The 25,824-nt window shown below is 60.5% G+C and carries 24 protein-coding genes and 2 pseudogenes; 9 read left to right on the top strand and 17 right to left on the bottom strand.

The features are described 5' to 3' along the window. Nucleotides 1-6: 6 nt before the first annotated feature. The 4 genes from I8N66_RS03105 to I8N66_RS03090 form a co-directional block, all read right to left on the bottom strand. Entirely contained in the window at nt 7-672 is a 666-nt protein-coding gene (locus I8N66_RS03105) for an amino acid ABC transporter permease (protein ID WP_113537038.1), read from the bottom strand. A 9-nt stretch (nt 673-681) separates the two neighbouring features. Further along, nucleotides 682-1,344, bottom strand: a complete 663-nt coding sequence (locus I8N66_RS03100; protein WP_291149534.1) for an amino acid ABC transporter permease — start codon at nt 1,342-1,344, stop codon at nt 682-684. Nucleotides 1,345-1,354: 10 nt separating this feature from the next. Then, entirely contained in the window at nt 1,355-2,131 is a 777-nt protein-coding gene (locus I8N66_RS03095; RefSeq protein ID WP_291149531.1) for an amino acid ABC transporter ATP-binding protein, read from the bottom strand. A 62-nt stretch (nt 2,132-2,193) separates the two neighbouring features. Further along, nucleotides 2,194-3,030 (bottom strand): transporter substrate-binding domain-containing protein, encoded by an 837-nt coding sequence (locus I8N66_RS03090; RefSeq protein ID WP_291149529.1) that lies wholly within the window; start codon nt 3,028-3,030, stop codon nt 2,194-2,196. A gap of 202 nt (nt 3,031-3,232) precedes the next feature. Here I8N66_RS03090 and I8N66_RS03085 point away from each other — a divergent pair, with 202 nt between their 5' ends. Together I8N66_RS03085 and I8N66_RS03080 are read left to right on the top strand one after the other, a co-directional pair. Next, entirely contained in the window at nt 3,233-3,952 is a 720-nt protein-coding gene (locus I8N66_RS03085; RefSeq protein ID WP_291149526.1) for a GntR family transcriptional regulator, read from the top strand. A gap of 2 nt (nt 3,953-3,954) precedes the next feature. Then, nucleotides 3,955-4,722 (top strand): pyrroline-5-carboxylate reductase, encoded by a 768-nt coding sequence (locus tag I8N66_RS03080; RefSeq protein WP_291149524.1) that lies wholly within the window; start codon nt 3,955-3,957, stop codon nt 4,720-4,722. 76 nt (nt 4,723-4,798) lie between these two features. Here I8N66_RS03080 and I8N66_RS03075 read toward each other — a convergent pair whose 3' ends face one another. Next, nucleotides 4,799-5,212 carry an Lrp/AsnC family transcriptional regulator gene (locus tag I8N66_RS03075; RefSeq protein ID WP_291149521.1) on the bottom strand — a complete coding sequence of 138 codons (414 nt, stop codon included), beginning with the start codon at nt 5,210-5,212 and terminating at the stop codon, nt 4,799-4,801. Between the two features lie 250 nt (nt 5,213-5,462). On the opposite strand from I8N66_RS03075, the gene I8N66_RS03070 reads away from it, so the two are divergent. The 6 genes from I8N66_RS03070 to I8N66_RS03045 all read left to right on the top strand — a co-directional run bounded on the left by I8N66_RS03070 (nt 5,463) and on the right by I8N66_RS03045 (nt 11,335). After that, a complete protein-coding gene (locus I8N66_RS03070) occupies nt 5,463-6,236 on the top strand; it encodes a transporter substrate-binding domain-containing protein (protein ID WP_291149518.1) in 774 nt (257 codons plus the stop codon). A 189-nt stretch (nt 6,237-6,425) separates the two neighbouring features. Then, nucleotides 6,426-7,088, top strand: a complete 663-nt coding sequence (locus I8N66_RS03065; RefSeq protein ID WP_291149515.1) for an amino acid ABC transporter permease — start codon at nt 6,426-6,428, stop codon at nt 7,086-7,088. Beyond that, nucleotides 7,085-7,741 carry an amino acid ABC transporter permease gene (locus I8N66_RS03060; protein ID WP_291149512.1) on the top strand — a complete coding sequence of 219 codons (657 nt, stop codon included), beginning with the start codon at nt 7,085-7,087 and terminating at the stop codon, nt 7,739-7,741. Before I8N66_RS03065 ends, I8N66_RS03060 begins: the two co-directional genes overlap by 4 nt. After that, the gene (locus I8N66_RS03055) at nt 7,738-8,502 is read left to right on the top strand and encodes an amino acid ABC transporter ATP-binding protein (protein ID WP_291149509.1); all 765 of its coding nucleotides are present in this window, start codon (nt 7,738-7,740) and stop codon (nt 8,500-8,502) included. Before I8N66_RS03060 ends, I8N66_RS03055 begins: the two co-directional genes overlap by 4 nt. An 18-nt stretch (nt 8,503-8,520) precedes the next feature. Beyond that, on the top strand, nt 8,521-10,215 hold the full coding sequence (locus I8N66_RS03050) for a M20/M25/M40 family metallo-hydrolase (protein ID WP_291149506.1): 1,695 nt from the start codon (nt 8,521-8,523) through the stop codon (nt 10,213-10,215). Nucleotides 10,216-10,273: 58 nt separating this feature from the next. Then, nucleotides 10,274-11,335 carry an ornithine cyclodeaminase gene (locus I8N66_RS03045; RefSeq protein ID WP_291149503.1) on the top strand — a complete coding sequence of 354 codons (1,062 nt, stop codon included), beginning with the start codon at nt 10,274-10,276 and terminating at the stop codon, nt 11,333-11,335. 126 nt (nt 11,336-11,461) lie between these two features. Here the strand turns inward: I8N66_RS03045 and I8N66_RS03040 are convergent, their stop codons facing one another. The 3 genes from I8N66_RS03040 to I8N66_RS03030 form a co-directional block, all read right to left on the bottom strand. Next, nucleotides 11,462-11,896, bottom strand: coding sequence for a hypothetical protein (locus tag I8N66_RS03040; protein WP_291149500.1), 435 nt, complete (start codon nt 11,894-11,896; stop codon nt 11,462-11,464). A gap of 69 nt (nt 11,897-11,965) precedes the next feature. Continuing rightward, nucleotides 11,966-14,008 (bottom strand): bifunctional DedA family/phosphatase PAP2 family protein, encoded by a 2,043-nt coding sequence (locus I8N66_RS03035; protein ID WP_291149497.1) that lies wholly within the window; start codon nt 14,006-14,008, stop codon nt 11,966-11,968. 6 nt (nt 14,009-14,014) lie between these two features. Further along, a complete protein-coding gene (locus tag I8N66_RS03030; RefSeq protein ID WP_291149609.1) occupies nt 14,015-14,560 on the bottom strand; it encodes a phosphatase PAP2 family protein in 546 nt (181 codons plus the stop codon). A 416-nt stretch (nt 14,561-14,976) separates the two neighbouring features. Here I8N66_RS03030 and I8N66_RS03025 point away from each other — a divergent pair, with 416 nt between their 5' ends. Further along, nucleotides 14,977-16,446: a hypothetical protein gene (locus I8N66_RS03025; RefSeq protein ID WP_291149494.1), complete on the top strand. Its 1,470-nt coding sequence runs from the start codon at nt 14,977-14,979 to the stop codon at nt 16,444-16,446. Nucleotides 16,447-16,568: 122 nt separating this feature from the next. Here I8N66_RS03025 and I8N66_RS03020 read toward each other — a convergent pair whose 3' ends face one another. From I8N66_RS03020 to I8N66_RS02980, 9 genes and pseudogenes are all read right to left on the bottom strand, one after another. Further along, the gene (locus tag I8N66_RS03020) at nt 16,569-17,276 is read right to left on the bottom strand and encodes a substrate binding domain-containing protein (protein ID WP_291149492.1); all 708 of its coding nucleotides are present in this window, start codon (nt 17,274-17,276) and stop codon (nt 16,569-16,571) included. A gap of 81 nt (nt 17,277-17,357) precedes the next feature. Then, a pseudogene (locus I8N66_RS37500) lies at nt 17,358-17,522 on the bottom strand (LysR family transcriptional regulator); the annotation flags it as partial. A gap of 37 nt (nt 17,523-17,559) precedes the next feature. After that, nucleotides 17,560-19,065 (bottom strand): ethanolamine ammonia-lyase reactivating factor EutA, encoded by a 1,506-nt coding sequence (locus I8N66_RS03010; protein WP_291149486.1) that lies wholly within the window; start codon nt 19,063-19,065, stop codon nt 17,560-17,562. Nucleotides 19,066-19,104: 39 nt separating this feature from the next. Then, nucleotides 19,105-20,328 (bottom strand): hypothetical protein, encoded by a 1,224-nt coding sequence (locus I8N66_RS03005; protein ID WP_291149483.1) that lies wholly within the window; start codon nt 20,326-20,328, stop codon nt 19,105-19,107. A 117-nt stretch (nt 20,329-20,445) separates the two neighbouring features. Continuing rightward, nucleotides 20,446-21,300 carry an NAD(P)-dependent oxidoreductase gene (locus I8N66_RS03000; protein WP_291149480.1) on the bottom strand — a complete coding sequence of 285 codons (855 nt, stop codon included), beginning with the start codon at nt 21,298-21,300 and terminating at the stop codon, nt 20,446-20,448. A gap of 115 nt (nt 21,301-21,415) precedes the next feature. After that, nucleotides 21,416-22,420: a tripartite tricarboxylate transporter substrate-binding protein gene (locus I8N66_RS02995; protein ID WP_113537024.1), complete on the bottom strand. Its 1,005-nt coding sequence runs from the start codon at nt 22,418-22,420 to the stop codon at nt 21,416-21,418. A gap of 40 nt (nt 22,421-22,460) precedes the next feature. Next, a complete protein-coding gene (locus I8N66_RS02990) occupies nt 22,461-23,465 on the bottom strand; it encodes a tripartite tricarboxylate transporter substrate-binding protein (protein ID WP_291149474.1) in 1,005 nt (334 codons plus the stop codon). Between the two features lie 157 nt (nt 23,466-23,622). Continuing rightward, a complete protein-coding gene (locus I8N66_RS02985) occupies nt 23,623-24,150 on the bottom strand; it encodes a tripartite tricarboxylate transporter TctB family protein (RefSeq protein WP_291149471.1) in 528 nt (175 codons plus the stop codon). Continuing rightward, nucleotides 24,147-25,595 (bottom strand): annotated as a pseudogene (locus tag I8N66_RS02980) (tripartite tricarboxylate transporter permease). The gene I8N66_RS02985 and the pseudogene I8N66_RS02980 overlap by 4 nt, the downstream one beginning before the upstream one ends. Nucleotides 25,596-25,824 lie beyond the last annotated feature (229 nt).

The raw sequence follows: 25,824 nt of genomic DNA, 5'->3' as shown, positions 1-25,824 counted from the left end.
GGATGATCAGATGGCAAGTTTCTTGAGGATGCGGCCTTCGACGAGCGTGACGGCGCGCGTCAGCGGAAAGGCGATGGCGAAGTAGATGAGCGCGACGATCGTCAGCACCTCGATGGGCCGCGCGGTATTGTTGGAAATGTTCTGGCCGACGAACATCAGGTCGGCCATGCCGACGGCCGAAACCAATGCGCTCTCCTTGAAGAGACTGACGCAATTCGACAGCAGCGTCGGCACGGCGCGCAGCACCGCCTGCGGTAGCACGACATTGGTGATCTGCACGCGCTTGGGCAGGCCAAGCGCAACGCAGGCATCAAGCTGCTCGCGCCCCACGGATTTGAGCGAAGCCCGGAACGTCTCGCTGGTGATCGCGCCCATATAGAGGGTCAGGGCGATGACGCCGGAAGCAAGATTGGAAAGCTCGACGCCGAGGATCAGCGGCAGGCAGAAGAAGATCCAGAAGAGCTGGATCAGCACCGGCGTACCACGGAAGAACTCGACATAGATGCCCGCCACTGCCCGCAACAGAACATTCGAGGAGGCGCGGGCGAGGCCGACGAGGAAGCCCAGCGAACAACCGAGCACGACGCAGATGAGCGTGAGCTTGATGGTGGTCCAGAGGCCGAGCGCCAGAGCTGCCTGGAAGCGTTCGAGGACGGAGAAATCGAGGGACATGTCTTCCTCCTAGCTCGTGATCGCCTGACGCCGGCGTTCGAGATGGCCGACGATCTGGGTGACGGGAAAGGAAACCGCGAAATAGATGAGTGCTGCGACGGTGAAGGTCTCGATTGGCCGATAGGTCTCGGTCGAAAGCGTCTTTGCCTGGTACATCAGGTCCTGTACCGCGACGATCGCAACCAGCGCGCTTTGCTGGAAGATGACGATGCCGTTGGTGAGAAGAACGGGGACGGACGCGCGCAGCGCATCAGGCAGCACGATGTAGAGAATGCGCTGCAGCGGATTCAGCCCAAGCGCGATGCCGGCATCGAGTTGCTCGCGCGGCACCGCCTGGATGGCAGCGCGATAAGCCTCGGCATTGAATGCCATCAGGTTGAGACCCAACGCCATGACGCCCATCGTCATCGACCCGAGAAAGACGTTGAAGAGCATCGGCACGCAGTAGAAGAACCAGACGATCTGGACGATGGCCGGCGTGCATCGGAAAAACTCGACGAAAAGCATCGCAGGCAACCGGATCGGTGCAACGCGGCTCATCAGCAGAAGGGCCAGCGGGAAACCTAAGACGATGCCGATGATATTTGCGGCAACGGTCAATTGAACCGTGACGAGCAAGCCCTCGATCAGTGGAGTGAGCGAGACCGACTGGAAATCGAACGTGTAGTTCACGGGCGACCTCCTATTGCTTGATGTGAAAGACGCGGTCGATGAATTCCCGGGTTCTTTCCTCCCGGGGCGCACCGAGCACCTGTTCAGGTGGCCCGTCCTCGACCACCACGCCGCCGGCACAGAAGATCACGCGCGATGCGATGTTCTTCGCAAACCACATGTCGTGGGTGACGATCATCATCGGCATGTTCTGGGCGGCAAGCTGCAGGATGACCTGCTCGACTTCCGCAACCAGCTCCGGATCGAGAGCCGACGTGACTTCGTCGAACAGCATGAGTTTGGGGTCGAGCATCAAGGCGCGAGCAATGGCTACGCGCTGCTTCTGCCCACCGGAGAGCTGAGCGGGATAGGCATTGGCCTTCGCGCCGAGGCCAAAGCGCTCGAGCAGTGCCTGCGCCCTTTGCAGGGCTATCGCCTTCTTCTCGCCCCTCACCTTGCACGGTGCCAGGATCAGGTTCTGGATGACGCTGAGATGGGGAAAGAGCGTGTAGTGCTGGAACACCATGCCGATCGAGCGCCGAACCTCGGCATCGATTGTCGTTTTCGCGTCCGTTCCCTTGGAGGAAATGTAGGGCTTGCCACCGAAGGTGATCGAACCGCTGTCGATCTTTTCCAGCCCCATCATGACCCGCAGCAGCGTACTCTTGCCGCCGCCGCTCGGGCCGATGACGACAACGCGCTCGCCGGGCTTCATTTCGATGTCGAGGCCTTTCAGCACCTGGATGTGCGGGCCATAGCTCTTGTGCAGTGACTTGACGTTGACGAGCGGAGCGACTGTGGCAGTCATGGCATCCTCGTGATCCGGCGTTTCTAGTGGGAGCCGAGGCATTCGCGCCTCGGCCTTAAACGTCACTTCGTCGATTTCAGGACGTCGTCGACGGCCTTGCGGATCAGCCCGTCGATGTGACCGGTCGCGACCTTTTCCTCGAGGAAGATATTGACGACCTCCACGTCGGCTGCCGAAAGCTGATGCGGCAGACCAAAAGCCACGCCCTGCTTGGCGAGCGCCGGTTTCGGATTGAGGGCAACAGCCCAGTCGGGGTTGGACTGGGTGAAGAGCTGGTTCGTGTCCGAGGCATCGACGAGGATATCGGCGCGCCGCGAGACGACAGCGAGGCGGGTCTCATCGTTGCCGGGCAACCGAAGGATCGTCGCGTTCTTCACTGCCGCAGAGATCGCCTTGTCCTGGGCGGTACCGGACATCACGGCGAGCGTCACGTCCGCCTTGTCGATGTCGGCGACGGACGCCGCCCCAGTCGGGACCTTCGGATTGTCTTTGTTGTAGGCGAGCGAGATCTGGTACTCCATCGCCGGCACCGAGAACTGGACCGCCATGGCGCGGGCGGCCGTGCGGTTGAGCGCGAGCGATACGTCCCATTTGCCGGCCTGAAGACCGGCGACGATGTTGTCCCAGGTCGTATCGACGAATTCCGGCTTGACCTTCAGTGTTTCAGCGAACTCGCGGCAAAGGTCGGCGAAGAAACCGGAGTATTCCCCGCTCGCCGGATCGCGCATGACGTACGGCGGAGCAACGGCTGCGCCGCAGCGCAGCACACCCGCCTTCTGCACGCCCTGCCAATAGCCGCTTTCGGCAGATTGGGCGTGTGCGGCTGTCACTGAAACGCCGGTCATCAGGGCAAGCGCAGGCAATGCCCGCAGCGCGGGCGCAAGCAACGTCGAAAGCATCATTGTTTCCTCTGTCTTGTAGTGCGCGGTGCCGCGCGGTTCCTCTCGTCGGACGTGCCGATTTTCTTATTTTTTGTGTCGTCTCCGTGTCGACATGATAATTAATGTCGTCTCAGTGTCGACAAAGTCAAGCGAAAATTTTACATTGTCTCCGACTGCCCGTTCTGGCCATATGGTCCGGAAACATGGGAAAGGGTGCCAAGTGTCTGAAGAAGTGGAAACCAAGCGAGCCAAGGGGACCGGCTGGAAAAGCGTCTACGAGACGCTCAGAACAGAGATCCTGGCGCTAACGCTTGCCCCCGGTCAGCTGCTTGACGAGAACAGCCTGGCGGAACGGTTCGACATGTCGCGCTCTCCGGTTCGCGAGGCGCTGATCCGGCTCGCCGGCGAGGAGCTGGTCGTGACGCTCTCCAACCGCAGCACCATCGTTGCGCCGATCGAAGTGGCGACCTTCCCGAAATATGTCGACGCCCTCGACATTGCCCAGAGGATGAACACCCGCCTTGCCGCGCAATTGCGGACGGATGCCGATCTGAAGGCAATTTCCAAGCGGCAGAAGGAGTTCGAAGCGGCCGTCAAGGGAGCAAACCATCTGCAGATGTCGGAGGCGAACAAGCAGTTCCATATGGCAATCGCCGCAGCGGGAAAGAACGCCTATCTCGCATCCTTCTACGAACGCCTTCTCAACCAGGGACAAAGAATGCTGCACCTGCATTTCGAGTATCTGGAGCGCACCCATGAAGGCTACTTGCTCACCGACGAACACAATCAGATGCTGGAGGCGATCCGCATGCGCAACGCCGACCTCGCAGATGAGCTTGCTCACGCCCATACGCGGCAGTTTCAGGACAACTTCATGAACTTCATGCGCGAGAACTACACCACAGATGTGTCGCTCGCGCCGCGCAAGGCGGCGGAATAGAGATGCATATCGGCTTCGTCGGGACCGGAACGATTACCGAAGCGATGGTCACGGGGATCGTCGGTGCGGAACTTGCCGTTTCGGAGATCAAGGTGTCGCCCCGAAACCGGGAGATTGCAGAACGGCTCGCCGAGCGTTTCGCGATCGTGAAGATAGCCGCGGACAATCAGGAAGTGGTTGCAACTGCAGACGTGGCGTTCCTGGCGGTCCGTCCGCAGATCGCGGAAGCGGTCATCCGCGAGCTTGAGTTCCGTAAGGGCCAGACGGTCGTGAGCGTCATTGCGGCAACCGATCGCACCAAGCTGATGCGCTGGATCAACGAAGAGGTCGAGCTGACCCAGGCGATCCCGCTGCCTTTCGTTGCCGAACGCCAAGGTGTGACATCGATCTACCCGCCCAGTCCGCGGATCGCGTCCATCTTTGCCGCCCTCGGCACTGCCGTCGAATGCGAAACGCAGGAGGAGTACGACCTGCTTGCCGTTGCCAGTTCGCTGATGGGGACCTATTTCGGCATCCTCGACCGAGCGACCGGCTGGCTGGCCGAGAAAGGGATTTCACGCGAAAAGGGCCGCGCCTATCTGGCGCCGCTCTTCCTGAGCCTGGCACAGACGGCGGTCCGGAAGGACGACAAGCCCCTGGAGGCCCTCAGGCGCGTGTTTTCGACGGCGGGCGGCCTGAACGAACAGGTCTTCAACGACTTTGACCGGGATGGCGGGAGCGCAGCACTGATGAACGCCCTGGACAACGTGTTGCGGCGCGTCAAGGGATAACCCCGGCAACGGCGACATGAGCCACCGAGCTTTGAAGGGAACCTGCTCCCATCCATCGGCCACGACACCTTGGAACTCAGGCCGGCCCCAGCATGATAAAGGTCTCGCTCTTCGCGACACCGTCGGTCGCGCGAACCGTGGAGATGAGCTCGTTCAATTCCGACATGGTCGAGACCTCAATCTCCGCGATCATGTCCCAGACACCGTTGGTGTTGGAAACGGAAGTAACGCCCGGTACCCGCTTCACAGCAGCGATCGCGTGCTTCGGTGACCCGCTCATCTCGATCAGGATAAACGCCCTGATCAAGTCCTTGCTGATTTCGTTCTTCAAGCGGACCGTGAAGCCCTTGATGTCGCCATCCGCAACCAGCCGATCCAGCCTTTTTTGAGCCGTTGCTCGCGCCACCCCCAGAATCTGCGCGAGCTGCGGAACGGACGCTCGGCCGTTGATACGCAGCTCCGCAATCAGGCGCCTGTCGAGATCGTCCATGGCCGCTCCCTATTTCGTTATATCAATTACTATTTCGTCACATATTGGAAAATTCAAGCACTTTGCGTTCTTTTTTGTTCATCGCGATCGTACTACGACTTTCAGCCATCGATAGACAGCCGACCGGAACAATAGCGGGACCACTCAATCACCCGGCTTGACTGTCAGTCGATCAATCCAGGGAATTTGGAAAATCGCCTCGTAGACAACGCGTCGATCCGGCTGACGGATCGCATCGGGAGATGAATATATGAAACTGAACAAAGCCCTTTCCGCAGCCCTCATCGCGGCCGCGTTCCTCCTTCCACTCTCATCCGCCCAGGCCGATGATCTGCAAGAGATCGAAAAGGCAGGAAAGCTCTCCGTCGCCCTCTCCGGCGTGTTCCCTCCGTTCAGTTTCGTGGATGAAAACAACAAGGTCGTCGGCTTCGACGTGGACGTCGCCTCGGAAATCGCCCGTCGCCTGAAGGTCGAGCCGACTATCGTCACGACCGCATGGGACGGCATCATCGCCGGCCTGGTCACCGGCCGCTACGATACGATCATCGGCTCCATGAGCATCACCGACGAACGAAAGAAAGCCGTCGACTTCGTCGGACCATACTACCGCTCGGGCTTGGCGTTCTTCGTGCGCAAGGGAGCCGGCGTGACGCGCGTCGACGAACTCAAAGGAAAAACGGTCGGCGTGACGCTCGGAGAGACCGCCGAAAAATGGGTGCGTGAGCAGAACGCCTACGAAGTCCGCACCTACAAGGGACTGCCTGAAATGCTCCTGGACGTCGCTGCGGGCCGCGTGGATGCGATCGTAGCCGACGACGTTCCAGTCTTCGTGGCGATTGCCAAGAGCAACGCCCCCGTCGAGCAGGTCAAGAACGACGAGCTGCCGCGCTACGACGCCGGCATCGCCATTCGCAAAAGCAACCCGGAGCTCGCAGCTGCAATGCAGAAGGCTCTCGACGGCATGATGGCCGACGGCACCTACGAAACGATCGCCAAGAAGTGGATCGGTCAGGACATCCGCTAGCTCAATCGGCCGGGATGTCAAACAGCATCCCGGCCTTCCCCGACGGTTAGGCGCACGTTCGGCTGCGGCCTTGACATCGCCATTACCTCGAATTTCGCAGCTCCAGGGCCCTGCCACGCGGAGGCGCATGTTTCATGCGGCCTGAACGATGGCGGAGCATTGCCCGCGAGCCAGGTCCGGAGACCCGGAATGGATTTTCAATTGATCGGGCGAATAGCGCCCTTCATCGCAGAAGCATCGTTGGTGGCGATCGGCCTGACCGTCTGTTCGCTGGCGATCGGGCTCTTGGTCGCGGCTGTCGTCGCCACCGGGCGCTTTTCGAAGATCGGACCGATCCGGTGGCTTGCGACCTTCTACGTCAGCGTCATGCGGGGCACGCCCCTGATCGTGCAGCTGTTCATCGTCTTCTTCGGGGGGCCGCAATTCGGGCTGGAGTTTACACCGTTCGTCGCCGGTGTCGTGACGATGGGCTTCAACATTGGCGCCTACATGTCCGAAGGGATCAAGGGAGCCATCCTCGCCGTCGACAAGGGACAGGCCGAAGCAGCGCGATCGCTCGGTTTCGGCCGTTTCGATACGTTGCGGCTGTTCATCTTACCTCAGGCCGCGCCGCTGATGGTGCGTTCCCTGGGCATCAACACAGTCATCCTGTCGAAAAGCACCGCATTGGTGTCGACGATCGGCGTGGTGGAACTGACGTATTCCGCACAGCGGTTCGTGACCTCCACCTATAAGCCGTTCGAGGTCTTTGCTGTCGCCGGCGTGGCCTACCTGGCGATTATCGCCGTCGTCTCCCTTGCCGCCCGCGGGGTCGAGCGTGCCTTCGACGCAAGCGGAAGGGCAGTCGCATGACACTCGATTTTAGCGTCGTACCGCCCTACTGGAGCCTCCTGCTGGTCGGCTTGGCCTGGACCATCATCATCACCGTTCTCGCAGGCACCATCAGTGTCGTGCTTGGCGTGATTGTTGCAATCGCAACGCTCTACGGTCCAAAGCTCGTCAGCCTGCCCGTTCGCGGCGTCACGTTTCTCTTCATGGGAACGCCGCTGCTGCTGCAGCTCTACCTGCTCTACTATGGCCTGTCGCAGGTGGGCCTGATGCTGCCGGCCTTCTGGACCGGTCTCATCGGACTTGGCTTGCACTACGCCGCCTACAATGCCGATATTTTCCAGGCATCGTTGCAAGCCGTGGATGCCGGACAAACGGAGGCCGCCCGATCGCTCGGGTTCAGCCGGGGCTCAACCTTGCGTCACTTCATCGTACCGCAAGCCATCCTGACCGCGCTGCCCCAGGTCGGCAACAACAGCATCATCCTGCTGAAGGATACGGCCGTTCTTTCCGTGCTCGGCATCGCAGAGCTGGTTCTCAACGCTCAACGCGCCATCAGCGAGACCTATCGTCCCTTCGAGTTCTATTTCACGGCGGCTGTTCTCTACTACATCGTCAACCTGGCGATGGAGTTCGTACTGAGCAAGGCCGCCCGCAAAGCGGAAGCCATCCGATGACAGAACACAATCCCATGATCGAGCTGCGGCAGATCCGCAAATCCTACGGCACCCATGAAGTGCTCAAGGGTATCGACTTGCAGGTGGCGCGTGGCAAAATCGTCTCCATCATCGGGCCGAGCGGCTCTGGAAAGAGCACGCTGCTGCGATCGATCAATATGCTGGAGGAGACATCCTCCGGCGAAATTTGGCTCGATGGTCAACAGGTCAACCGGCCTCTCAAGGGCCGCGCATTCGAAAACCACATCAACCATATCCGACAGGAGATGGGCATGGTGTTCCAGCAGTTTAATCTTTTTCCGCATCTGACCGTCCTTCAGAACATCATGATCGGACCAATGCGGCTCAAGGGTCTGACCAAGGACGCCGCACTTGAACGAGCAAATGCACTGCTGGCCAAGGTCGGTCTTGCCGAAAAAGGGCACGCATATCCGGCGCGGCTATCGGGCGGGCAGAAGCAGCGGGTTGCCATCGCCCGCGCGCTGGCGATGCAGCCGAAGGTCATGCTGTTCGACGAGGCCACCTCCGCCCTCGATCCCGAGCTTGTCGAAGAGGTCAACCAAGTCATGAAGCAGCTGGCTGCGGAACACATGACCATGCTGATCGTGACCCACGAAATGCGGTTCGCTGCCGAGGTGTCGGATCACGTGATGTTCATGGATGGTGGCGTGGTGGTCGAGCAAGGAGCGCCGGAGCGCGTGTTCTCCGATCCCGCCGAGGCCCGCACCCGCGCGTTCCTGCGCAAATACCTGTCGAATTGAAGAATGAAAGAAGCAAAAATGACAAGCGCACGAAAAGAGACTGGCGCCCCATCTGACACGCGCATTGATCAGAACCGGGTGACGGATCTGGCATTGCGGCTTACGTCCTGGTCCAGCGAAACCGGTACGCCGGGCGAAGCGTCGTTCGCCGATCGTCTACACGATCTCTTGCGCGAACTTCCCTATTTCCGCGAACATCCCGAAGATTTGCGGCTTCTGGACAGTCATGGCGATCCGCTGACGCGCAACGTCGTCGCGCTTGTGCGCGGTACAGGCAGACGGACACTCGTGATGGCCGGTCATTTCGACACCGTTTCCATCGACAACTACCATGAACTCAAGCCGCTGGCGTGCGACAGCCGTCAATTGAAGGGTGCGCTGATCGAAAGCCTTTCGAAGCGTAGCGACCGCTCCGAACAGGAAGAGCGGGCACTGCAGGATCTTTTAAGCGGAGACTTCCTCCCCGGCCGTGGCCTGCTCGATATGAAGAGCGGGATCGCCGTCGCCATCGCCTGCCTGGAGAATTTCGCAGCGAACCCGGACCGCCAGGGCAATTTGATGATGGTCGCCACGCCGGACGAAGAACGCGAAAGCCGCGGCATGCGGTCCTTTCGGGATGCATTGCCGGGTCTCGTAAAGGATTTCGGCGTCGAGATCGCGGCTGCCATCAACCTCGACGTTACCTCCGACCAGGGTGACGGCCGCGAAGGTCGAGCGGTCTATGCCGGCACGATCGGCAAACTCTTGCCCTTTGCGCTCGTGATCGGCTGCAGCTCTCATGCCAGTTATCCCTTCGAGGGCGTCAGCGCGCAAGCCATGGCCGCAGGGATATTGGCGCGCCTCGAGGGCAACGCATCACTGGCAGATCGTGACCAAATCGATGTCTCGCCGCCACCGATCTGCCTCGAGGCAAAGGACCTCAGGGACGGGTACGAAGTCACCACGCCGGAGCGCTTCTGGATTGCTTTCAATTGGCTGTACCATGCCATGACAGCGGATGAATTGTTTGACCGGTTCAAGCGCGAGGTGCTCATCGGCGCGACCGAGGCGGTGGATCGCTTTGCTAGTCAATCCTGCGAATTCGGCAGACTCGTCGGCCGAAGCGCCGGGGCGACACCTGCAAAGCCGCGCCTCCTGAGCTTTCACGAGTTGAGAGCGCTGGCAGCGCAGACCTGCGGAGCGGATTTCGGCTCTCTTTATGCGGCTCAGGAGCAGGCGCTTTCAGGCGTGGACAATCCGCTGGTGCTTACACGACGACTGACCGAATGGCTGGTCGGGATCGCCCGCCTGTCCGGCCCGGCGATCGTCGTCGGCTTTTCGGGGCTGCACTATCCATCGAGCCGCCTGCGCCTCAGCGAGGCAAACGACCGTTCGCTTCATCAGGCCATCGAGATGGCCCGCACCGGCCTCGACAACGACCCCGAGCGCAGCCTCGTGTGGAAACCCCATTTCCAGGGCATATCGGATATGAGCTTCCTCGGCCTTTCGGCGAGTGGAAGTCAGGTCGTTTCAGACAACACGCCCATCTCGCGATTGATCGACCACCCACCGGAAGATGCGGTGTGTTTCCCGGCCGTCAACCTCGGCCCATGGGGGCGCGAATTCCACCAGAAGTTCGAGCGCGTGCACCAAGCCTACGCGTTTGGGGTCTTGCCGGCCCTCGTATCTGAAATCGCCAGAACATTTCTCGCCGACGACAACAGCGCGGGCTAATCTGCCGAACCCCGCCAGCCCTGACGACCCGAAATATCCAATGACAGGAAGCAAGCCAATGAGCACCCAGTCCAGTCTCAACACAGTACCCTTCGTCAGCGTCGATCACATGATGCGCCTTGTCCTGAAGATCGGTATCGAGACGTTTCTCACGGAACTTGCCGCGGTGATCGAAGAGGATTTTCGCCGCTGGGAACAGTTCGACAAGACGCCCCGTATTGCATCGCATTCCGAAGAGGGTGTGATCGAGCTGATGCCGACAAGTGACGGAACGCTCTATGGCTTCAAGTACGTCAACGGTCATCCCAAGAATACGAAAGAAGGACGCCAGACCGTTACCGCCTTCGGTGTGCTTTCGGACGTCGGAAATGGCTATCCGATGCTGCTTTCGGAAATGACCATTCTGACCGCTCTGCGCACGGCCGCCATGTCGGCTGTGGCTGCAAGACACCTTGCGCGGCCGAACTCGAATACCATGGCCATTATCGGCAACGGCGCGCAAAGCGAATTTCAGGCGCTTGCCTTCAAGGCGATCGTGGGCGTGACGGATTTGCGCCTCTACGACCTCGATCCAACCGCCACCGAGCGGTGCGCAAGAAATCTGGCCGGCAAAGGTTTTTCGATCACGACCTGCGCGTCCTCCCAAGAGGCGGTGGAAGGTTCAGACATCATCACGACCGTCACCGCCGACAAGCAGTACGCGACCATCCTGTCCGACAACATGGTTGGACCGGGGGTTCACATCAATGCCGTCGGCGGCGACTGCCCTGGCAAGACGGAACTGCACAAGGACATCCTGCTGCGCTCGGACATCTTCGTCGAATATCCGCCGCAGACGCGGATCGAGGGTGAGATCCAGCAGCTCGACGCAGATTACCCTGTGAAAGAGCTTTGGGAGGTCATTGCGGGCAAACGCCAGGGTCGGCAGTCCGACAGGACCATCACGCTGTTCGACAGCGTCGGGTTTGCGATCGAGGATTTCTCGGCATTGCGTTATGTCCGCAGCAAGCTGGAGGAAACGGGGCTCTACACCGATCTCGACTTGCTCGCCGATCCCGATGAACCACGGGATCTCTATGGCATGCTCCTGCGATGCGAGGCGAAGCTACACAGCGCATGACGCCTCCACGTCTTCCCGCGATGGCAGCATTCGAAGGCCGTGCCTTGGTTAGGCACAAAGGGTGGGGCGTTTAGGCACCGCGCTAGCCTCTCGGTTCGCAAACACATCGCTGTTTTCCGGCATCGCTCATTCCGGCAGACCTGCCTTGAGATAACCTGCGATAAAGTGCTGGCGGTGAGCGTCGTCGCGGAGCGGTTGCGTTCGCCCCCACTGACGCGCGGAAAAGCTGGGAAACTCGGCGAGAAATTGCTGTCCCACGTCACATGCTTCCGTGAGGCGACCGAATTGCGCGAGTGCTGCAGCGAGGTTGCGTTTTGAACCGGGGCCACCCGCCTGAGGGTGGCTCAGAGTTTCGACGGCATCCTGGTACCGACCTGCCGCATACTGAGCCCAGCCAAGATATGAATAGTGGTCTCCGGGCGGACGCCGGTTCAGTCGAAAGCTGTTCTGCGCGCATTCGATCGCTTCTGTGGCGTAGCCCGCGACATCGGCCGCCAGAATGACCGCGAGCCTCCTTTCGGGTCCTGGAGAAGCCAAAATTGATTGGGCATCGTCCGGCATCCAAGGATCGTACGCCGCGCGAAGATCACCTTCAAGCAAGGACACGGTAGCGGACGTGTGACGCCTGGTTCAGTGCGCCGGCTCCGATGGACGATCGCGCAGGAGAAACACTTTGACCTCCCCGTCGAGATCCCCGAATGGACCGGAACGGGTTGCCGATTTCGTGTCCAAGCCCTCCATGGTCGGCAGTTCCGGCATCATGCCGTCGCCGGTTCGTTGCCGGCTTACGGTCATGAGCGAGAACGGCCTGCTGAATTCCTCTTCGACGATTGAGCCCAGCCACAGGGGCGAGGTTCTTCCATCGCGAACCTGGAGGTCGGCGAACCACAGCCGCAATACCACGCGTGATGGGGGTTTGGCTTCGCCCGGCACTCGGATCAGGGTCAAGGCGGGAAGTTGCCCGAAAGCAAGGTGCGGCACCACGGGCAGATCCGCGGGTGACGCACCGCCCGAAAGCCAGCCTAGCGTCTGCAACGACGCCCAGGGCGGCGGGACACGCCACCCGGCCGCAAGCAACCGTCCTTCGATGGCATGCAGGTCACCGGCCCACTGGATGGTGAATGGCTCCTCGGTCTCACCGGTCAGTTCAATTCGTTGCGATGGAAGCTGCCGCCAACCGCCCGACCACCAATCTTCGCCAGCCATCGCCGGCATCTCGGTTTTCTTGGCGTAAAGGGCCGTGTCGCGCGCATGATGACGATAGACATTGGTACCGCCCGCAAGAGCGAGTGCCAGGCCGGCAACGAGCGCCAGTCCCAGCGCGCCAATGCGCGGAACGTCTCTGCGCAGGTAAAAGATGGCAACCACCGCCAGCCACACCGTGCCGAAAGCGAGCCCTCCGATCACGTCCGAGAACCAGTGCACGCCGAGATAGAGCCGTGAGAAGGCAATCGAAATCGCGAACGTGAGCGCGGCAAGTCCCACCGGGAAGCGCCAGTTCGGCTTGAGTTCTCGGGCAATCAGGAACGCCAGGAACCCATAGAGAACGAGATTGACCGTGCTGTGGCCGCTTGGAAAGGAGAAGGCGCTCCAGCCGGTGTAGGACGCCTCCGACGGGCGGGCGCGGTGCAGCGTAACCTTCACGACCGTGTTCAGGACTGACGCCCCGCCGACCGCCGCCATCCAAAATGTAGCGGCGCGCCAGGCGCGCCTCCACACCAGCCACAGAAACACGAGCGTGGTTACGGCCAGCACGACGCCCGTATCGCCCAGTTCCGTGATCGCGAGCATGATGACGTCGCCCGGCGGGCTGCGCAGTTCCTGCAAGGCGGAATAGATTGCGGTATCGGCCCGAACCAGCGGGTCGCCGTTGACCACGTCTTCCAGCACGCCGAAGAACAACCAGGCCGACGCAACCAGCATCAGCAGCAGTAGCGATATTCCTCGCGTTTCGGGGCGCAACGGATCGAGAAACTCAAGCGCGAAACGCCCCCAGCGGGAGTGGCTCGCCGCCGCACGTTCCAGAAACTTTTGCTGCATGTTCGCGATTAAGGGCACGCCACGACGCACGGCAAGCCGGACGAGCCAGCTTACCAGCCAGACGAGGACGACGAAGAGGATGACCAGGATGGCGAGCGGTTTGGCGGCAGAACCGAAACGGCTGAAGGCCGCACCGACGAAAACAGCCGGCAGAATATGCGATGGCGCCCATACGAGCGCGGACAGAACATTGGCAAAGTAGAACCGCCGCGCCGACATCTGCGACATGCCGGCAAGCACCGGAACGATCGCGCGGACCCCGGGTGTGAAACGCGCGATGAAGACGCTTTTGTCGCCATGTCGTGCGAAGAATGTCTCGCTGCGGGCCACGAGGTCCTGATGCCGATTGAGCGGCCACCGCTCGAGAATCGCCCTGTGATAGTGGTGCCCGATCCAGAAAGAGAGACCGTCGCCGACGATTGCTCCCGTCGCGGCCGCCACGAGGAGCGGCCAAAGCTGCACGATCCCGCTTGGCACCAGGGCACTGATTGCAAGAATCCCGGCCGTTCCCGGAATGAAGGCGCCGAAAAATGGAATCGATTCCGACAGCGCCAGCAACAGCACGGCCGCATAGGCAACGCCCGGATGGGCTGCAATAAACCCTGTGACAGCGGACAGGAACGAGGTGACCATAGCGACCTAAAAGATCCCCGTAATGATCCGGTCGACGCGCGTTCCCTCCCGATAGAACGCGCGGACCAACACGGCGGCGAGGACCCCCGTGAGCACGCCGCCGAGAATGTCACCTACATAGTGGATACCCAGATAGACCCTGGAGAATGCAACCAGCAAAGCTGCGGCAAGGAACCATTGGCCCCGCGTGCGCATGCCGTAGAGCAGGAAGGTCGCTGCGATCGCAAAGACCGCCGTCGTATGATCAGAAGGGAACGACGGGTCGGCACTGCGTTCGATCAGCAGGTGGGTGATACCGGCGTCATAAGGCCGGATACGGTGGACGAACAACAGAATGATCTGATTGATGGCAAGGCCAAGGAGGAAGGAAAAGCCCGCTGCGACGTGCCTGTTATGCGTCCTGGTGGATCCGTACCACCATTGCGCGGCAACGGCGACTACAAGCAACGGCACGCCGATGGCAGATATCCAGATGCACAGGAAATCCGCCGCCGCGGCAGTTCCGGCCAGATCGTTGATCGCGCGGGTCGCCGCAGCGTCAATTCCATACAACTGCATCAACGCCCCTCATTCCTAGTCCGCGCCCGGGACCCTTGATACGGCAAGTGGCTGTCGCCGGTGCAAGCTCAAGTCGACACGGTTTCCTTCAATCTTGTTTCCAAGATGGCAAGGAAAGCCGCCGCTTCTTCGGCACGAACCACCTCATTGGGCAGCAAGCCTTGGTAAAGCGACGGGTTACAATCTCGCCGTTGAAGCCGCGCGATTGCAAGCTCCAACTCGAGGCACCTATTCAGGCTCTCGCCTAGCCGACAGCACGATCGCGCACGCAGGAATTGCAATACTCTCGAAGCCTCCCCACATTGCTTCCTGGGGGCACTCTCCAAAACTCGAACGATCCGCAGCGGGCACTTTGCTCGCGAACACGAACGACAGTCGGACGACAGTCGGACGACAAAAGGATGGGGAATATGGCACCAAGCGGCAAGGACAGTCCGGCAGCGAAGAGCAAGGATCTGTGGCGTCGGCGCGGGTTTCGGTTCGTTGCAATCGCTTTGACGGCCCTGCTTATCCTTGTGGTGCTGCCGTTTGCGGTCATTCTCTATCCGACGCTGAAGCCCTATCCGGAGACCGAGCTTCCAGCTGCGACCTCGCAACTCGAACGAAACAGACAGGATATCGCGCATCTGCGGCGTCTGATCGAGGTCGATCGAAGCTTCACACCCGCGTCCAAGGCAGCATTTACGCATGCCCTCGATTCGTTGGAGCAGCGGGCCGGCGATCTCGATCGGCCCGGTCTGGCGATGGCCGCCGCGAAGGCGGTCGCGCTCGCCGACAATGGTCATACCAACGTCGTCGGGCTCGTCGGCGGCTACAGTTTTGGTGCCGTTCCCATTCGTCTTGGCTGGTTCGCCGACGGCCTGTTTGTGATCGCGGCGGCGAGCGATCAATCGCGCCTTCTCGGTGGAAAGATCCTTGCGGTGAACGGAAGAACGACGGACGCCCTGGTGGAGGCGCTGCGCCCGCATGTTGGTGGCCCCGTCAATCTCGCCCGGGAATTTGTGCCCAACTTCGCGATTTCGCCCGAGCTTCTTCTTGCCGCCGATCTCGCAGATAGCACAGAAGGTAGTACCTACCGTGTTGGCCTCCTGGATGGGCGTGTGGAAGATGTCGCACTTGTCGCGAACCCTGGCGCGCAAGAACCATTGACCGGCAATCTTTGGCCGCGGCGCGATTTGAGCCCGATCTCGCAAGCCGACCGGGGCGCCGGATGGCGACACATGCTCGATGGCGTCACGCTCCCGCCCTATCTCAAGCAGCTCGACGCCAATTCCTGGCACGAGTATCCCTTGCCCGACCTTCTCTATATCCAGATCAATCGCATCAGGGACGACACCCCGGAGGGATTGTCCGGATCGCTCGCCAAGATACTCGATGAAGCCGAGCAAAAGCCCATACGCAACGCCGTTGTCGACCTGCGGTTCAACAGCGGCGGCAATTACGAATTGACGGCTGAATTCTCACGGCGGCTTCCGGAAATCCTTCCGCCGGAAGGGCGGCTCTTCGTACTGACCAGCGCAAACACCTTCTCCGCCGCCATCAGCACTGCGGCGCGACTGAAGTATTTCGGTGGAACGCAAACCATTCTGCTCGGCGAGCCGATGGGCGACCGGCTGCAGTTTTGGGGCGAAGGCGGCCGCACGGTTCTGCCGAATTCACGGATCACCATCCGCTATACCACGGCCTATCATGATTGGGAGCACGGCTGCAGCCTGTCGCAACTCAGGACCTGTTTCCTGCTAAATTACTTCTACGACGTACCGGCAGGCTCCCTGCAACCAGCCATGTTGAGATCAGCGACCTTCGCCGACTATGCCGCCGGCAAGGACCCTGCGATGTCCGCGGTCATGCAGGTTCTCATGGTCGGCAATGCCGATTGAGAAGCACCAAGCCTTGCTATCGGAAAGGGCTGCATGTCTGGAGCTTCTAGAGGCATCGACGGCATAAAACGCGATGAGTACGCTGTCCGCACACCTCCCACATGCCGGCGCGTCCCGCGCGATCAGGTGGATACGGTTTCCTTCAATCTCGCTTCCAGCATGGCAAGGAACGCCCGCAGCTTTTTCGGCACGAACCGGCTCTTCGGATAGAAAGCCTTGATCACGCGACGGGATACGATCTCGCCGTCGAATATCGACACGAGCTCTCCGGTCCGGATTTCCCTGGCAACGCTGTAGAACGGCAGGCGCGCAATACCCGCCCCCTGCACGGCCGCAAGCACGATCGCGCTTTCGAAATTGGAGTGAAACGCTCCGTCCACTTCAACCACCACTTCTTCCACGTCCACTCGCGCACTCCAATGCCTGGGATTGGGCTTCTGAGTCGTATGAATCAGGCAGTTGTGATGGCGAAGATCGTCGGGTTTTACAGGGCGCTGATGCTTTTCCAGGTAGGAAGGGGCAGCGCAGATGACATAGGGGGCCGGCCCAAGCTTTCGTTCAAACAGGCCCGTGTGAAACGAATCGTCGTCATCGAAATCCCGGCTTCCGATCACGACGTCGACACCACGCTCCATCAGGTTGACCGAGCTTGCGGAAACCGTGAGCTCGACCTTCACGGTCGGATAAAGTGCATTGAAGTCGATGATAGCCGGCGCAACCAGGGCCTGACCGACGCCGGGTGTCGAATGGACGCGCAACGTGCCGATCAGCTCGCTACCAAGACCGCTGGCATCGGCTTTCGCTGCCTCGATCTCCGACAGGATGCGCACGCAATGATCGAAGAACACGCTGCCCGCATCTGTCAGGAAGACGTTGTGCGTCGATCGATTGAGCAACGTCAGTTTCAAGGCATTTTCGAGCTGCGTGACGTGCTTGCTCATATAGGACGGCGACTTGCCAAACAGCTTGGCCGCCGTGGTGAAACTGCCATGCTGCACCACGCGCGCGAAAACGACGATATCGTTCAGATCAAGTCCGTCGAAGCTCGATCGGGTTGCATCGGAAGAACTGGCCATCGCCAAGCTATTGGCACATGCCGGCCCTTCCGGCAACTCAGGAGAAAAGGAGTGATTTGATGACAACGGGAATTACGCCCGGCGGGGTCATGAACTCACCCAGATCGACAAAATCAAGGTCTTTCAGCCGAACGCCATCAACAGAAATCAGGTGCGTGTGGATACCGAGTTCGCGATCAAGAATTCGTCCGATCGTCTGCCCGACATCGCCGTCGATCATCAAGACGAGAGGCTCCCCGCGCTTTCCGTCGGGAGCTGCGACGGCCTTGATTGCCTTTGCCATAGCCAGGAGCCGCGAATAGTCCGGTGATCCCGTCCAGGAGAAGGCAAGGGCCACGGTCGCCTTGGTGTCACGGTCCTGTCGATCGGCACTCTGACGGAAAGCCGCGGCGATCTCGTCCGCGTCTATGACTTCGGGAAGCTCCCGCCCGAGGTGAACGACCGGAATATTGTGGCGCGGGAGGACGTCCGCACCGTTCATGTAGAGTGTCTTTCCGCTCACCTGCACGGTGAATTGCGAAGCGCCAATGACGGTTGCGCGGATGCGCTGGCCGGCATCGACGATCGGAACCTCGATGCGCGGCGTCAACTGAGCAATGATCTCACCAGCGAGCAAACGGGCTATGTCGCCGTGATCTTTGTCTTCGTAGCCGAAGATATACTCCGACACGCCGCCGGAAAAAGTAATGTAGGTCGGCTCGACTCGCCGCTCGAGCGGCTCCGTGAGAAGGAACCTCCTCCCCATATCGTCAAGTGGCGCGCCCAGTACTTCATCCACCACCAGCGCTGCCAGACGCTGAGCGATCGCTGCGCGGTTGCCGGGGTCCGCCATGGTGTCGGGGTCCGCACTGAACCCCAACTCCTCGGCAACCGCGCGTGCGGAATCGTCGATCCGCGACCAGATCCCATCCTTGTCGTGCGCCAGGAGCCGGCCGCCGACTGCAAAGGCCGCGACGCTGATGATCTCGCCGTCGTCGATCAGCGCGAGCTTCGTCGTGCCGCCGCCTATGTCGACATGAAGGCCGCAAGCTCCTCGCTTCTTCGATAAGGTAGTGGCGCCCGAACCGTGTGCCGCCAACATCGATTCGAGCTTGTGGCCGGCCGTTGCGCACACAAATCGTCCGGATTCACTTGCAAAGATTTCATCGATCGCGCGCGCGTTCTTCTTCTTGATCGCCTCTCCGGTCAGAATTACCGCGCCCGTATCGATATGACTGCGGCGATAGCCGGCGTCTTCATAGCAATGCAGGAAGAAGTGGCGCAATTCACGCGCATCGATCGTGCCATCCGGCAAGAATGGTGTCAGCAGGATCGGCGAACGCCAGACTACCTTCCGATCGATAACCGTAAAGCTGCTGGAGAGCCCTTCCGTGTCTCGCCGCAGGACAACCCGCGCAAACAGCAGGTGCGAGGTCGAACTGCCGATATCGATGCCGACCGTCAGGAGTTCGACGGTTTCCTGCTTCCAGAGCCAATCGGCGATCTCCTGGCGCTCGGTTTCCGAGATATCTTCGTGTTCATGTTCGAAATCGAGGTCGTGCAATGATCCTTGGCCTCCGTTTATCCCCGTGCGTGTGGCCGCTCAGCTCGCAGGCCCGGCAAGGATCGGCGTCTGGATAACCCCAGTCAAGCTTTCCTCCGGGAGGGCCATAACTGCCTCTTCATCGAACAGATCGCCCATCGCGGAAGGCACGCCCGTCTTCCGCAACTCCTCCAGGAACTTGCGGTGAACGCGCGGATCCTGATCCTCGTACTCGATCTGGCGTCCACCGTCTTTCACCGACGTGGCGCCCCCGCCTTCAGCGCTCTTGCGGCGCAGCGAGATGAAAGGATACCGCCGGCTGCCGAGGCTGCAGGCAACGTAGCGCGCCGGCTGATCGCAGGTATTGAAATGCTGGTGATACATCCAGAACGGCGGGGTGTACATGAAGCCATGCCGCCAGGGGATTTCCTTGAATTCGGAATCGCCCTCGTACCACATCAGCGAATAGCCTTCGCCATCGACGGCGTGAACGTGGGTGCCGGCTGCGTGCCGATGAGCCTTCTTGTAACGGCCGACAGGCATCTGCGAGACGTGCGAATGCATCGTCCCATCCGCAAGAACGAAGTTGACGTTGAGCGATCCCTTGCCGCGGCCCTCGAACTCGTAGAGCTTGAAGCTTGTCAGATCGTGGACGAAGTTCGTTTCCCAGATATTCTGAACCTTGCGCGCAGAATCCAGACCGTAGGAATAGAGCGAACCGTCGCCTTCGAAGTGTTTTTCACCGCCAAGGCGATCTTCGAAGACGAAGTCATTGGCGAAGACGAAGTCGAGGTTGTGATAGAGATTGATCGTCAGCGGTGCATCGTTGGTGCAGGAGAGCCTGACCGTCTCCTGACCGGAACCGTTGTGGAACTGGTATTTGCAGTTGAGCGGGATCGCAAAGAGCGCCTTCGGCCCCCACTCGAAAGTGCGCTTCTGCCCATCCGGCAACCACACCGTTGTTGAGCCGTAACCCGACAGTACATAAAAGAACGCTTCGTAAAGGTGCTTCACCGGGCGGGTCTTCTGGCCCGGCAGGACTTCGATGACGTAGTTGGCCATGAAGTCGCCCATCCCATGCGTATGGGCAAAACACCCACGTGCCTCGTAGCGATCCCATTCGCCGGTTTCGAGAGCAAGCAGATCGTGGCCGAGGTCGAGATGGATCGGGATGCCTTCGCCTCGAGACCAGTCCTTGTATGGGTCGACGAGGAACTTCCGGTTGCCCGGGTCAGGTGTCACCGCTGGCTCGCCGTTGAACGGGGATTTGCTCTGGCTATTCATCTCATCGTCTTTCGTTGATCTTCAAACTCGGCGTGTAGCCGGACTATGGTATCTGGAATTCCGCGACGGTAGCGTGTTTTCGGAAAAGGCATTTTCCCGGGAGGACAAGCCCCGGCGCTAGCCCAGGCCGCCCTCGCCGGCGGAAAGCGGACGCACGGTGCGGCCAAGATAGGTCGCCTCCGGTCCATAGAGCAGAGCCTTTACGTCAGATGCCTTCAACGTCTTGACCAGCTGATCGACCTGCGCCGAAAGCGGGAGCATCAGCCCCGCTTTTTGCGCAAGATCCATGGTCACGTCCATGTCCTTCTCCTGCCAGGTGAAGCGGGTCGTATCCCACCGGGCAAGCGTCCCGTTGGCACCGGGACAGGCCAGCAGGATTTCGCGCATGCGTTGCGCATCGATCCCGTAACGTTTGGCAATCAAAAGAGCTTCGAAGTTCGCCACGCAATGAATCCAGTGCAGCAAATTGTTGCAGGACTTGGCGACTTGCCCGGCACCGAGCGGACCGACATGCACCACGTCCCGACTGTAACTGGACAGCACGGGGCGTACGCTCTCCACATCTGACGCTTCGCCGCCGCATAGCGACAACAGCGTTCCGTCGCGTGCGCCGGAGGCACCGTAGACCACGGGCGCATCGACGAGACGCTGCCCGCGCTCCTCGATACGCGGTTTCAGACCAAGCATGGTCTCCGGACTGATGGTCGCAGCAACGACGATGGTGGCGCCGACCGCCTCCGAAAGCCCATCGCAGACGTCTATCACTTGCTGATCGTTGGCAACGACAAGCAGGAACATCTCCGCGGATCGGGCCGCGTCGGCCAGGCTTTCCTTCGGCTGGAGTCCCAGTTCGCCGGCCTGCCGCAGCCGCTCCGCGTCGACGTCGAAGGCCGAAACGTCAAAGCCCTTTCGGAGCATGTGGCCGCCCATGGCAAGCCCCATTTCGCCCGACCCGATGACTGCTACTCTCATTTCCACCTCGAAAACGTCATGGCCCGCCTGGACGCAATCCTCCCTGCGGCCGACGTGGCCTCCAACAGGCCGAAAAGCGGGCAACCAAGAGGCTGCCCGCTCTTTTTGGTCAGGATCAGTCCTTCTTCAGCGTATCTTGGAGAATGCTGACGATCTCCGGAGACTGGTCGAGGGCAGCCTTGACCACGTTTGCGACGTCGTCACCGACCTTCGGGTCGATCGGCAGGCCCAGTTGCTTGGCCTTTTCGAGGAACTCCGGATCGGCGACCGCCTTGGCATAGGCGTCACGCAGGGCCTTCAGGCGGTCCTCAGGAATGCCGGCCGGGCCGGCCGTCAGACGCGAGATGTTGCTCTGCGATGCCACAAGCGCGATCACCTTCTGCGCATCAGCGTTGTCGACCAGAGAGGACAGTTGCGGCACGTCCGTTTCCGATCCGCCGATCTGGGCGATGATCTTCGCATTGCCTTCATCGACGAACTGCTGGAAGGACGAACGCGAGGCGATAATGCCCTGTACTTCGCCTCGGCGCATGGCGAGCTGGTCGTCGCTGCCGTTGTAGCCCGAGATGATCTCGACCGGCAGACCGAGCGCCTTGACGAGCATGGTCGTTTCGACCGTCGAAGCGCTTCCGACACCGGCAGAGGCAAACTTTACCGGCTCCTTGCTGTTCTTGAGCTGCTCGTAGCTTTCAATGCCCGAAGCCTTGGTGACGACGATGACACGCGGATCCGAAGCGACCTTGCCGATCCAGGACATCTTGCCGAGGTCGAACTTGATGCCCGGATCGCCCGCCAGCTGGCCATAGATGAGGCCTGTATTGAACGTGCCGAAGGTGAGGCCGTCCGCTTCGGAGGCATAGACGTAGTTGGTGCCGATCAGATGGCCGGCGCCGGGCATGTTCTGAACCACGAAGGTCGAGCCCGGCAGGTTCTTCTGCATGAACTGGGCGACGAGGCGCGCGTTGGTGTCGTAGCCACCACCCGGAGCCGTGGCGACGATATAGTTCACCGTCTTGCCGTTGAAAAACTCGGCGCCCTCCTGCGCCAGTGCCGGAGTTGCCATGACGGCGGCCATGGTCGCAACAGCGACGACGGCCTTATGGATGCGGTTCATATTCATTGGGTTCCCTCCTTGTTGTAGTTATGTTTAAGAGCGAGCCTCAACCCTCGCTCAAAGCTTCCTTCAGTGCCTCGATGACATCGGGTTTCTGATCGAGTGCCTTTTCGACCAGAGCGCCGACATCGTTTCCGACAAGCGGATCGACGGGCAGGCCCAGCGTGCGCGCCTTTTCGATGAATTCCGGGTCAGACGTGGCGGCGACATAAGCATCTCGCAGCGCCTTCAGACGATCGTCCGGCATGTCCGCCGGGCCCGCCGTCAGCCGCGAAATCCCGCTTTGCGATTCAATCAGGGCCACGACTTGCCGCGCCGTGTCACCGTCAATCATCGACGACAGCTGCGGAACATCCGTATCGCTGCCTCCGATCTGCGCGACGAAGCGACCCTTTCCTTCGTCCACGAATTGCTGGAACTCCGAGCGAGAGCCGATCACGCCCTGGACTTCACCGCGCATCATTGCGAGCTGGTCTTCGTTGCCATTGTAACCCGACACGACCTGGATCGGCAGCTTCAGCGCCTTCACGAACAATGTAGCCTCGATCATCGAGGCACTGCCCTTGCCCGCGGTGGCAAACTTGATCGGCTGATCGAGTGAGCGAAGCTGCTCGAAGCTTTCGATGCCGGACTCCTTCGTGACGATGATCACCCGAGGATCGGAGGCAACCTTGCCGATCCAGGACATTTTCGTCAGATCGAACTTGATGTTCGGATCACCGCTGAGCTGGCCGTAGATCAGGCCGGTATTGAAGGTACCGAACGTCAGGCCGTCTGGTTCTGATGCGTAGATGTAGTTGGTGCCGATCAGATGCCCGGCGCCCGGCATGTTCTGAACGACGAAGGTCGAGCCCGGCAAATGCTTCTGCATGTACTGGGCAACCAGCCTGCCATTGGTGTCGTAGACGCCGCCGGGCGATGTCGCGACGATATAGGTGATCGTCTTGCCGTCGAAGAAACCGGCACCGTCCTCCGCGCCAGCCACGTTCATCCCCGCAACAAGAAACCCCGTGGAAATGGCCACTGCCGAAACCCGTCGATTGATGTGCATTTCGTCCTCCCGAATTCACAGCCGTTCGCCAAACCAGTAGCAGGCTTGCCGCGCAGGCGGCGCCTTTCACCGTTGGCCGAACCAACCTGTGCCGTCACAATTCCCGTTTTTGCTTTTCCGGGCGCCCGCCCAGCGGGCGCCCTTTTCGCTGCGGCATTCAGGCCATGCCGATACCGATCGACCTCAGGAGCCAGGGCGTGAAGAAGCCGCTGAACAGCTGGATGTGCAGCAGCGCGCCGAACATCAGGTAGAGAAAGGCCGTCGCGCCGACAGCAAGTGAGATGGTCATCTTCCACGACGCCTCGGCCTGCAATCGCAGGAACGTCAGCAGAAGGATCGGCACGCTCACATAGAAGCCGAGGACCACGATGCCCACCACGAAGGTTACGAAGTAGGTCAACATGGTGAGTTCCTGCCGCACGGTGTGCGGACCGAACTCGGGCAGCTCCGGCTCGGGGCCCGGGACATGGGCAACACCTGCGCGCGGGGCACCGTGGAAGGCACTCTTCGGCGAATGGAAAAGGTCGATCGCCAGCTGGATGAGACAGAGCCCAATTGCCGGAATACCCACGATCAGCGGCATGAAGCGGGCCTTTGCCGGGAACTCCATCGACAGTCCCACCATTACGCAGAAGAAGGCGAGCATGCCGACGGTGAGCCAGGTGCTGAATGTAAAGCGTCTCATGTGTTGACCTCCACGCCCGGATGCGAGCTGCTTGGCCGGAAGTTGCGATAGAAGGCGTAGGCCATCAGGGCGACGATCATGCTGATCAATACGAGCGACATCGGGCGCAGGAAGAAGGAGTATCCCCACAACTGCAGAGCCTGATGGAGCGAGGCCTCCGCCTGTCCGCCGAGAACCAGACCGATCACGAAGGGTGAACGTGGCCAGCCGGCACGCTGGAAGCCGTAGCCGACCGCGCTGAAGAGAACGAGGAGCACCAGGTTCTGCCACTGCACGTCGCTGACGAAACAGCCGATCGTGACGAAGATCAGGATGAACGGAGCGAGCATGCGCCCGTTCACGAAGGTCAGCACGGCAATCCAGCGGCAGGCGAACAGCAGGATGCCAACGGCGATCAGGTTGCCGACCACCAGCGCCCAGATCAGCGTCCAAACCAGGTCGAGGTGCTTGGTGACCATCATCGCGCCCGGCTGGATGCCGAGAATAAGGAAGGCGCCGAGCAGAACCGCCATGCCGGAACTTCCCGGAATGCCGAAGAAGAGGGTGGGAAGAAGCGAGCCGCCTTCCTTGCCATTGCTGGCGGTTTCAGGGGCGATAACGCCTTCGATCGCGCCCTTGCCGAACCGCTCCGGCGTTTTCGAGCTTTGGACGGCGTGACCGTATCAAAGCCAGGCCGCGGTCGAGCCGCCAAGCCCCGGGATCATGCCGATAATAGCGCCGATAATCGACGTGCGGATGACGAGCCACCAATGGCGGGGCACTTCCATGACGCCCGAAAACAGCTGACGGTATGAGAACGCCTTGTCCATCGGCACTGCCGAGATCGCACCGCCCTTGGTGGCGAGCGCCAGCATTTCCGGCACGGCAAACATGGCGAGAACGGCGGTGACCAGGCTGACACCGTCCCAGAGGAACAGCATGTCACCGGCGTAACGAGCGGTGCCGGTGATCGGATCCATGCCGACGGTCGACAGCATCAGACCGTAGAACCCGACAATCAGGCCCTTCACGATCTTGCTGCCACTGGCCAGGAAGGCGATGAAGCTGATGCCGAGCAGGGCGATCAGGAAGAATTCCGCGGGGCTGAACATCAAGATGACCGGTTCGAGCACCGGGATCATCACGGCAAAAACAACTGCGCCGATGATGCCGCCAACGCCGGACGCGGTGATACTGGCACCGAGCGCCCGCGCCGCCTGCCCTTGCTTGGCAAGCGGATACCCGTCGAGCGTCGTCGCAGCGTCGTCGCCGTCGCCCGGAATGCCGAACATGATACTGGAGATCTGGCCGCTGGTTCCGTTGACGGCATGCATCGTCAAGAGGAAAACCGCACCGGCCACCATGTCCATGCCATAGACGAATGGAATAGCCATGGCGATGGAAAGCTTCCCACCGATGCCGGGCGTCACGCCGACGAGCAGGCCGAAGACGACCGCAATCAGCATGAGACCCATGATGTGGGGCGTGCTCACAAGATTGTAGAGCGCCCCGAACATAGTCTCGATCATTTCTGGTTCCACCTCCCGTAGGACGGGATGACATCGCCAAGGCGATGAGTCCCGTCGGGCAATCGCTTGCGATCTCCTCCCGCAAGCTGGGTGATTGCCGTCATTTTGCGTCGGCTGCTTGCCGTTCGCTTTTGTCAATTAGTGCCACCGGCCCAATCTTTGTCCA

It is taken from the genome of Ensifer sp. SSB1, from assembly GCF_016652895.1.
Classification (GTDB): Bacteria; Pseudomonadota; Alphaproteobacteria; order Rhizobiales; family Rhizobiaceae; genus Ensifer.
Note: the sequence above shows the minus strand (reverse complement) of the source record. Positions and strands in the feature narration are given on the sequence as shown.

Coding starts and splice junctions, on each gene's coding strand:
- I8N66_RS03005 (WP_291149483.1), bottom strand. CDS start 20,328: ATGAATAGCCAGAGCAAATCCCCGTTCAACGGCGAGCCAGCGGTGACA.
- I8N66_RS03050 (WP_291149506.1), top strand. CDS start 8,521: ATGACAAGCGCACGAAAAGAGACTGGCGCCCCATCTGACACGCGCATT.
- I8N66_RS03040 (WP_291149500.1), bottom strand. CDS start 11,896: ATGCCGGACGATGCCCAATCAATTTTGGCTTCTCCAGGACCCGAAAGG.
- I8N66_RS03055 (WP_291149509.1), top strand. CDS start 7,738: ATGACAGAACACAATCCCATGATCGAGCTGCGGCAGATCCGCAAATCC.
- I8N66_RS03075 (WP_291149521.1), bottom strand. CDS start 5,212: ATGGACGATCTCGACAGGCGCCTGATTGCGGAGCTGCGTATCAACGGC.
- I8N66_RS03080 (WP_291149524.1), top strand. CDS start 3,955: ATGCATATCGGCTTCGTCGGGACCGGAACGATTACCGAAGCGATGGTC.
- I8N66_RS02995 (WP_113537024.1), bottom strand. CDS start 22,420: ATGAATATGAACCGCATCCATAAGGCCGTCGTCGCTGTTGCGACCATG.
- I8N66_RS03060 (WP_291149512.1), top strand. CDS start 7,085: ATGACACTCGATTTTAGCGTCGTACCGCCCTACTGGAGCCTCCTGCTG.
- I8N66_RS03070 (WP_291149518.1), top strand. CDS start 5,463: ATGAAACTGAACAAAGCCCTTTCCGCAGCCCTCATCGCGGCCGCGTTC.
- I8N66_RS03105 (WP_113537038.1), bottom strand. CDS start 672: ATGTCCCTCGATTTCTCCGTCCTCGAACGCTTCCAGGCAGCTCTGGCG.
- I8N66_RS03095 (WP_291149531.1), bottom strand. CDS start 2,131: ATGACTGCCACAGTCGCTCCGCTCGTCAACGTCAAGTCACTGCACAAG.
- I8N66_RS03090 (WP_291149529.1), bottom strand. CDS start 3,030: ATGCTTTCGACGTTGCTTGCGCCCGCGCTGCGGGCATTGCCTGCGCTT.
- I8N66_RS02985 (WP_291149471.1), bottom strand. CDS start 24,150: ATGAGACGCTTTACATTCAGCACCTGGCTCACCGTCGGCATGCTCGCC.
- I8N66_RS03025 (WP_291149494.1), top strand. CDS start 14,977: ATGGCACCAAGCGGCAAGGACAGTCCGGCAGCGAAGAGCAAGGATCTG.
- I8N66_RS03045 (WP_291149503.1), top strand. CDS start 10,274: ATGAGCACCCAGTCCAGTCTCAACACAGTACCCTTCGTCAGCGTCGAT.
- I8N66_RS03065 (WP_291149515.1), top strand. CDS start 6,426: ATGGATTTTCAATTGATCGGGCGAATAGCGCCCTTCATCGCAGAAGCA.
- I8N66_RS03000 (WP_291149480.1), bottom strand. CDS start 21,300: ATGAGAGTAGCAGTCATCGGGTCGGGCGAAATGGGGCTTGCCATGGGC.
- I8N66_RS02990 (WP_291149474.1), bottom strand. CDS start 23,465: ATGCACATCAATCGACGGGTTTCGGCAGTGGCCATTTCCACGGGGTTT.
- I8N66_RS03035 (WP_291149497.1), bottom strand. CDS start 14,008: ATGGTCACCTCGTTCCTGTCCGCTGTCACAGGGTTTATTGCAGCCCAT.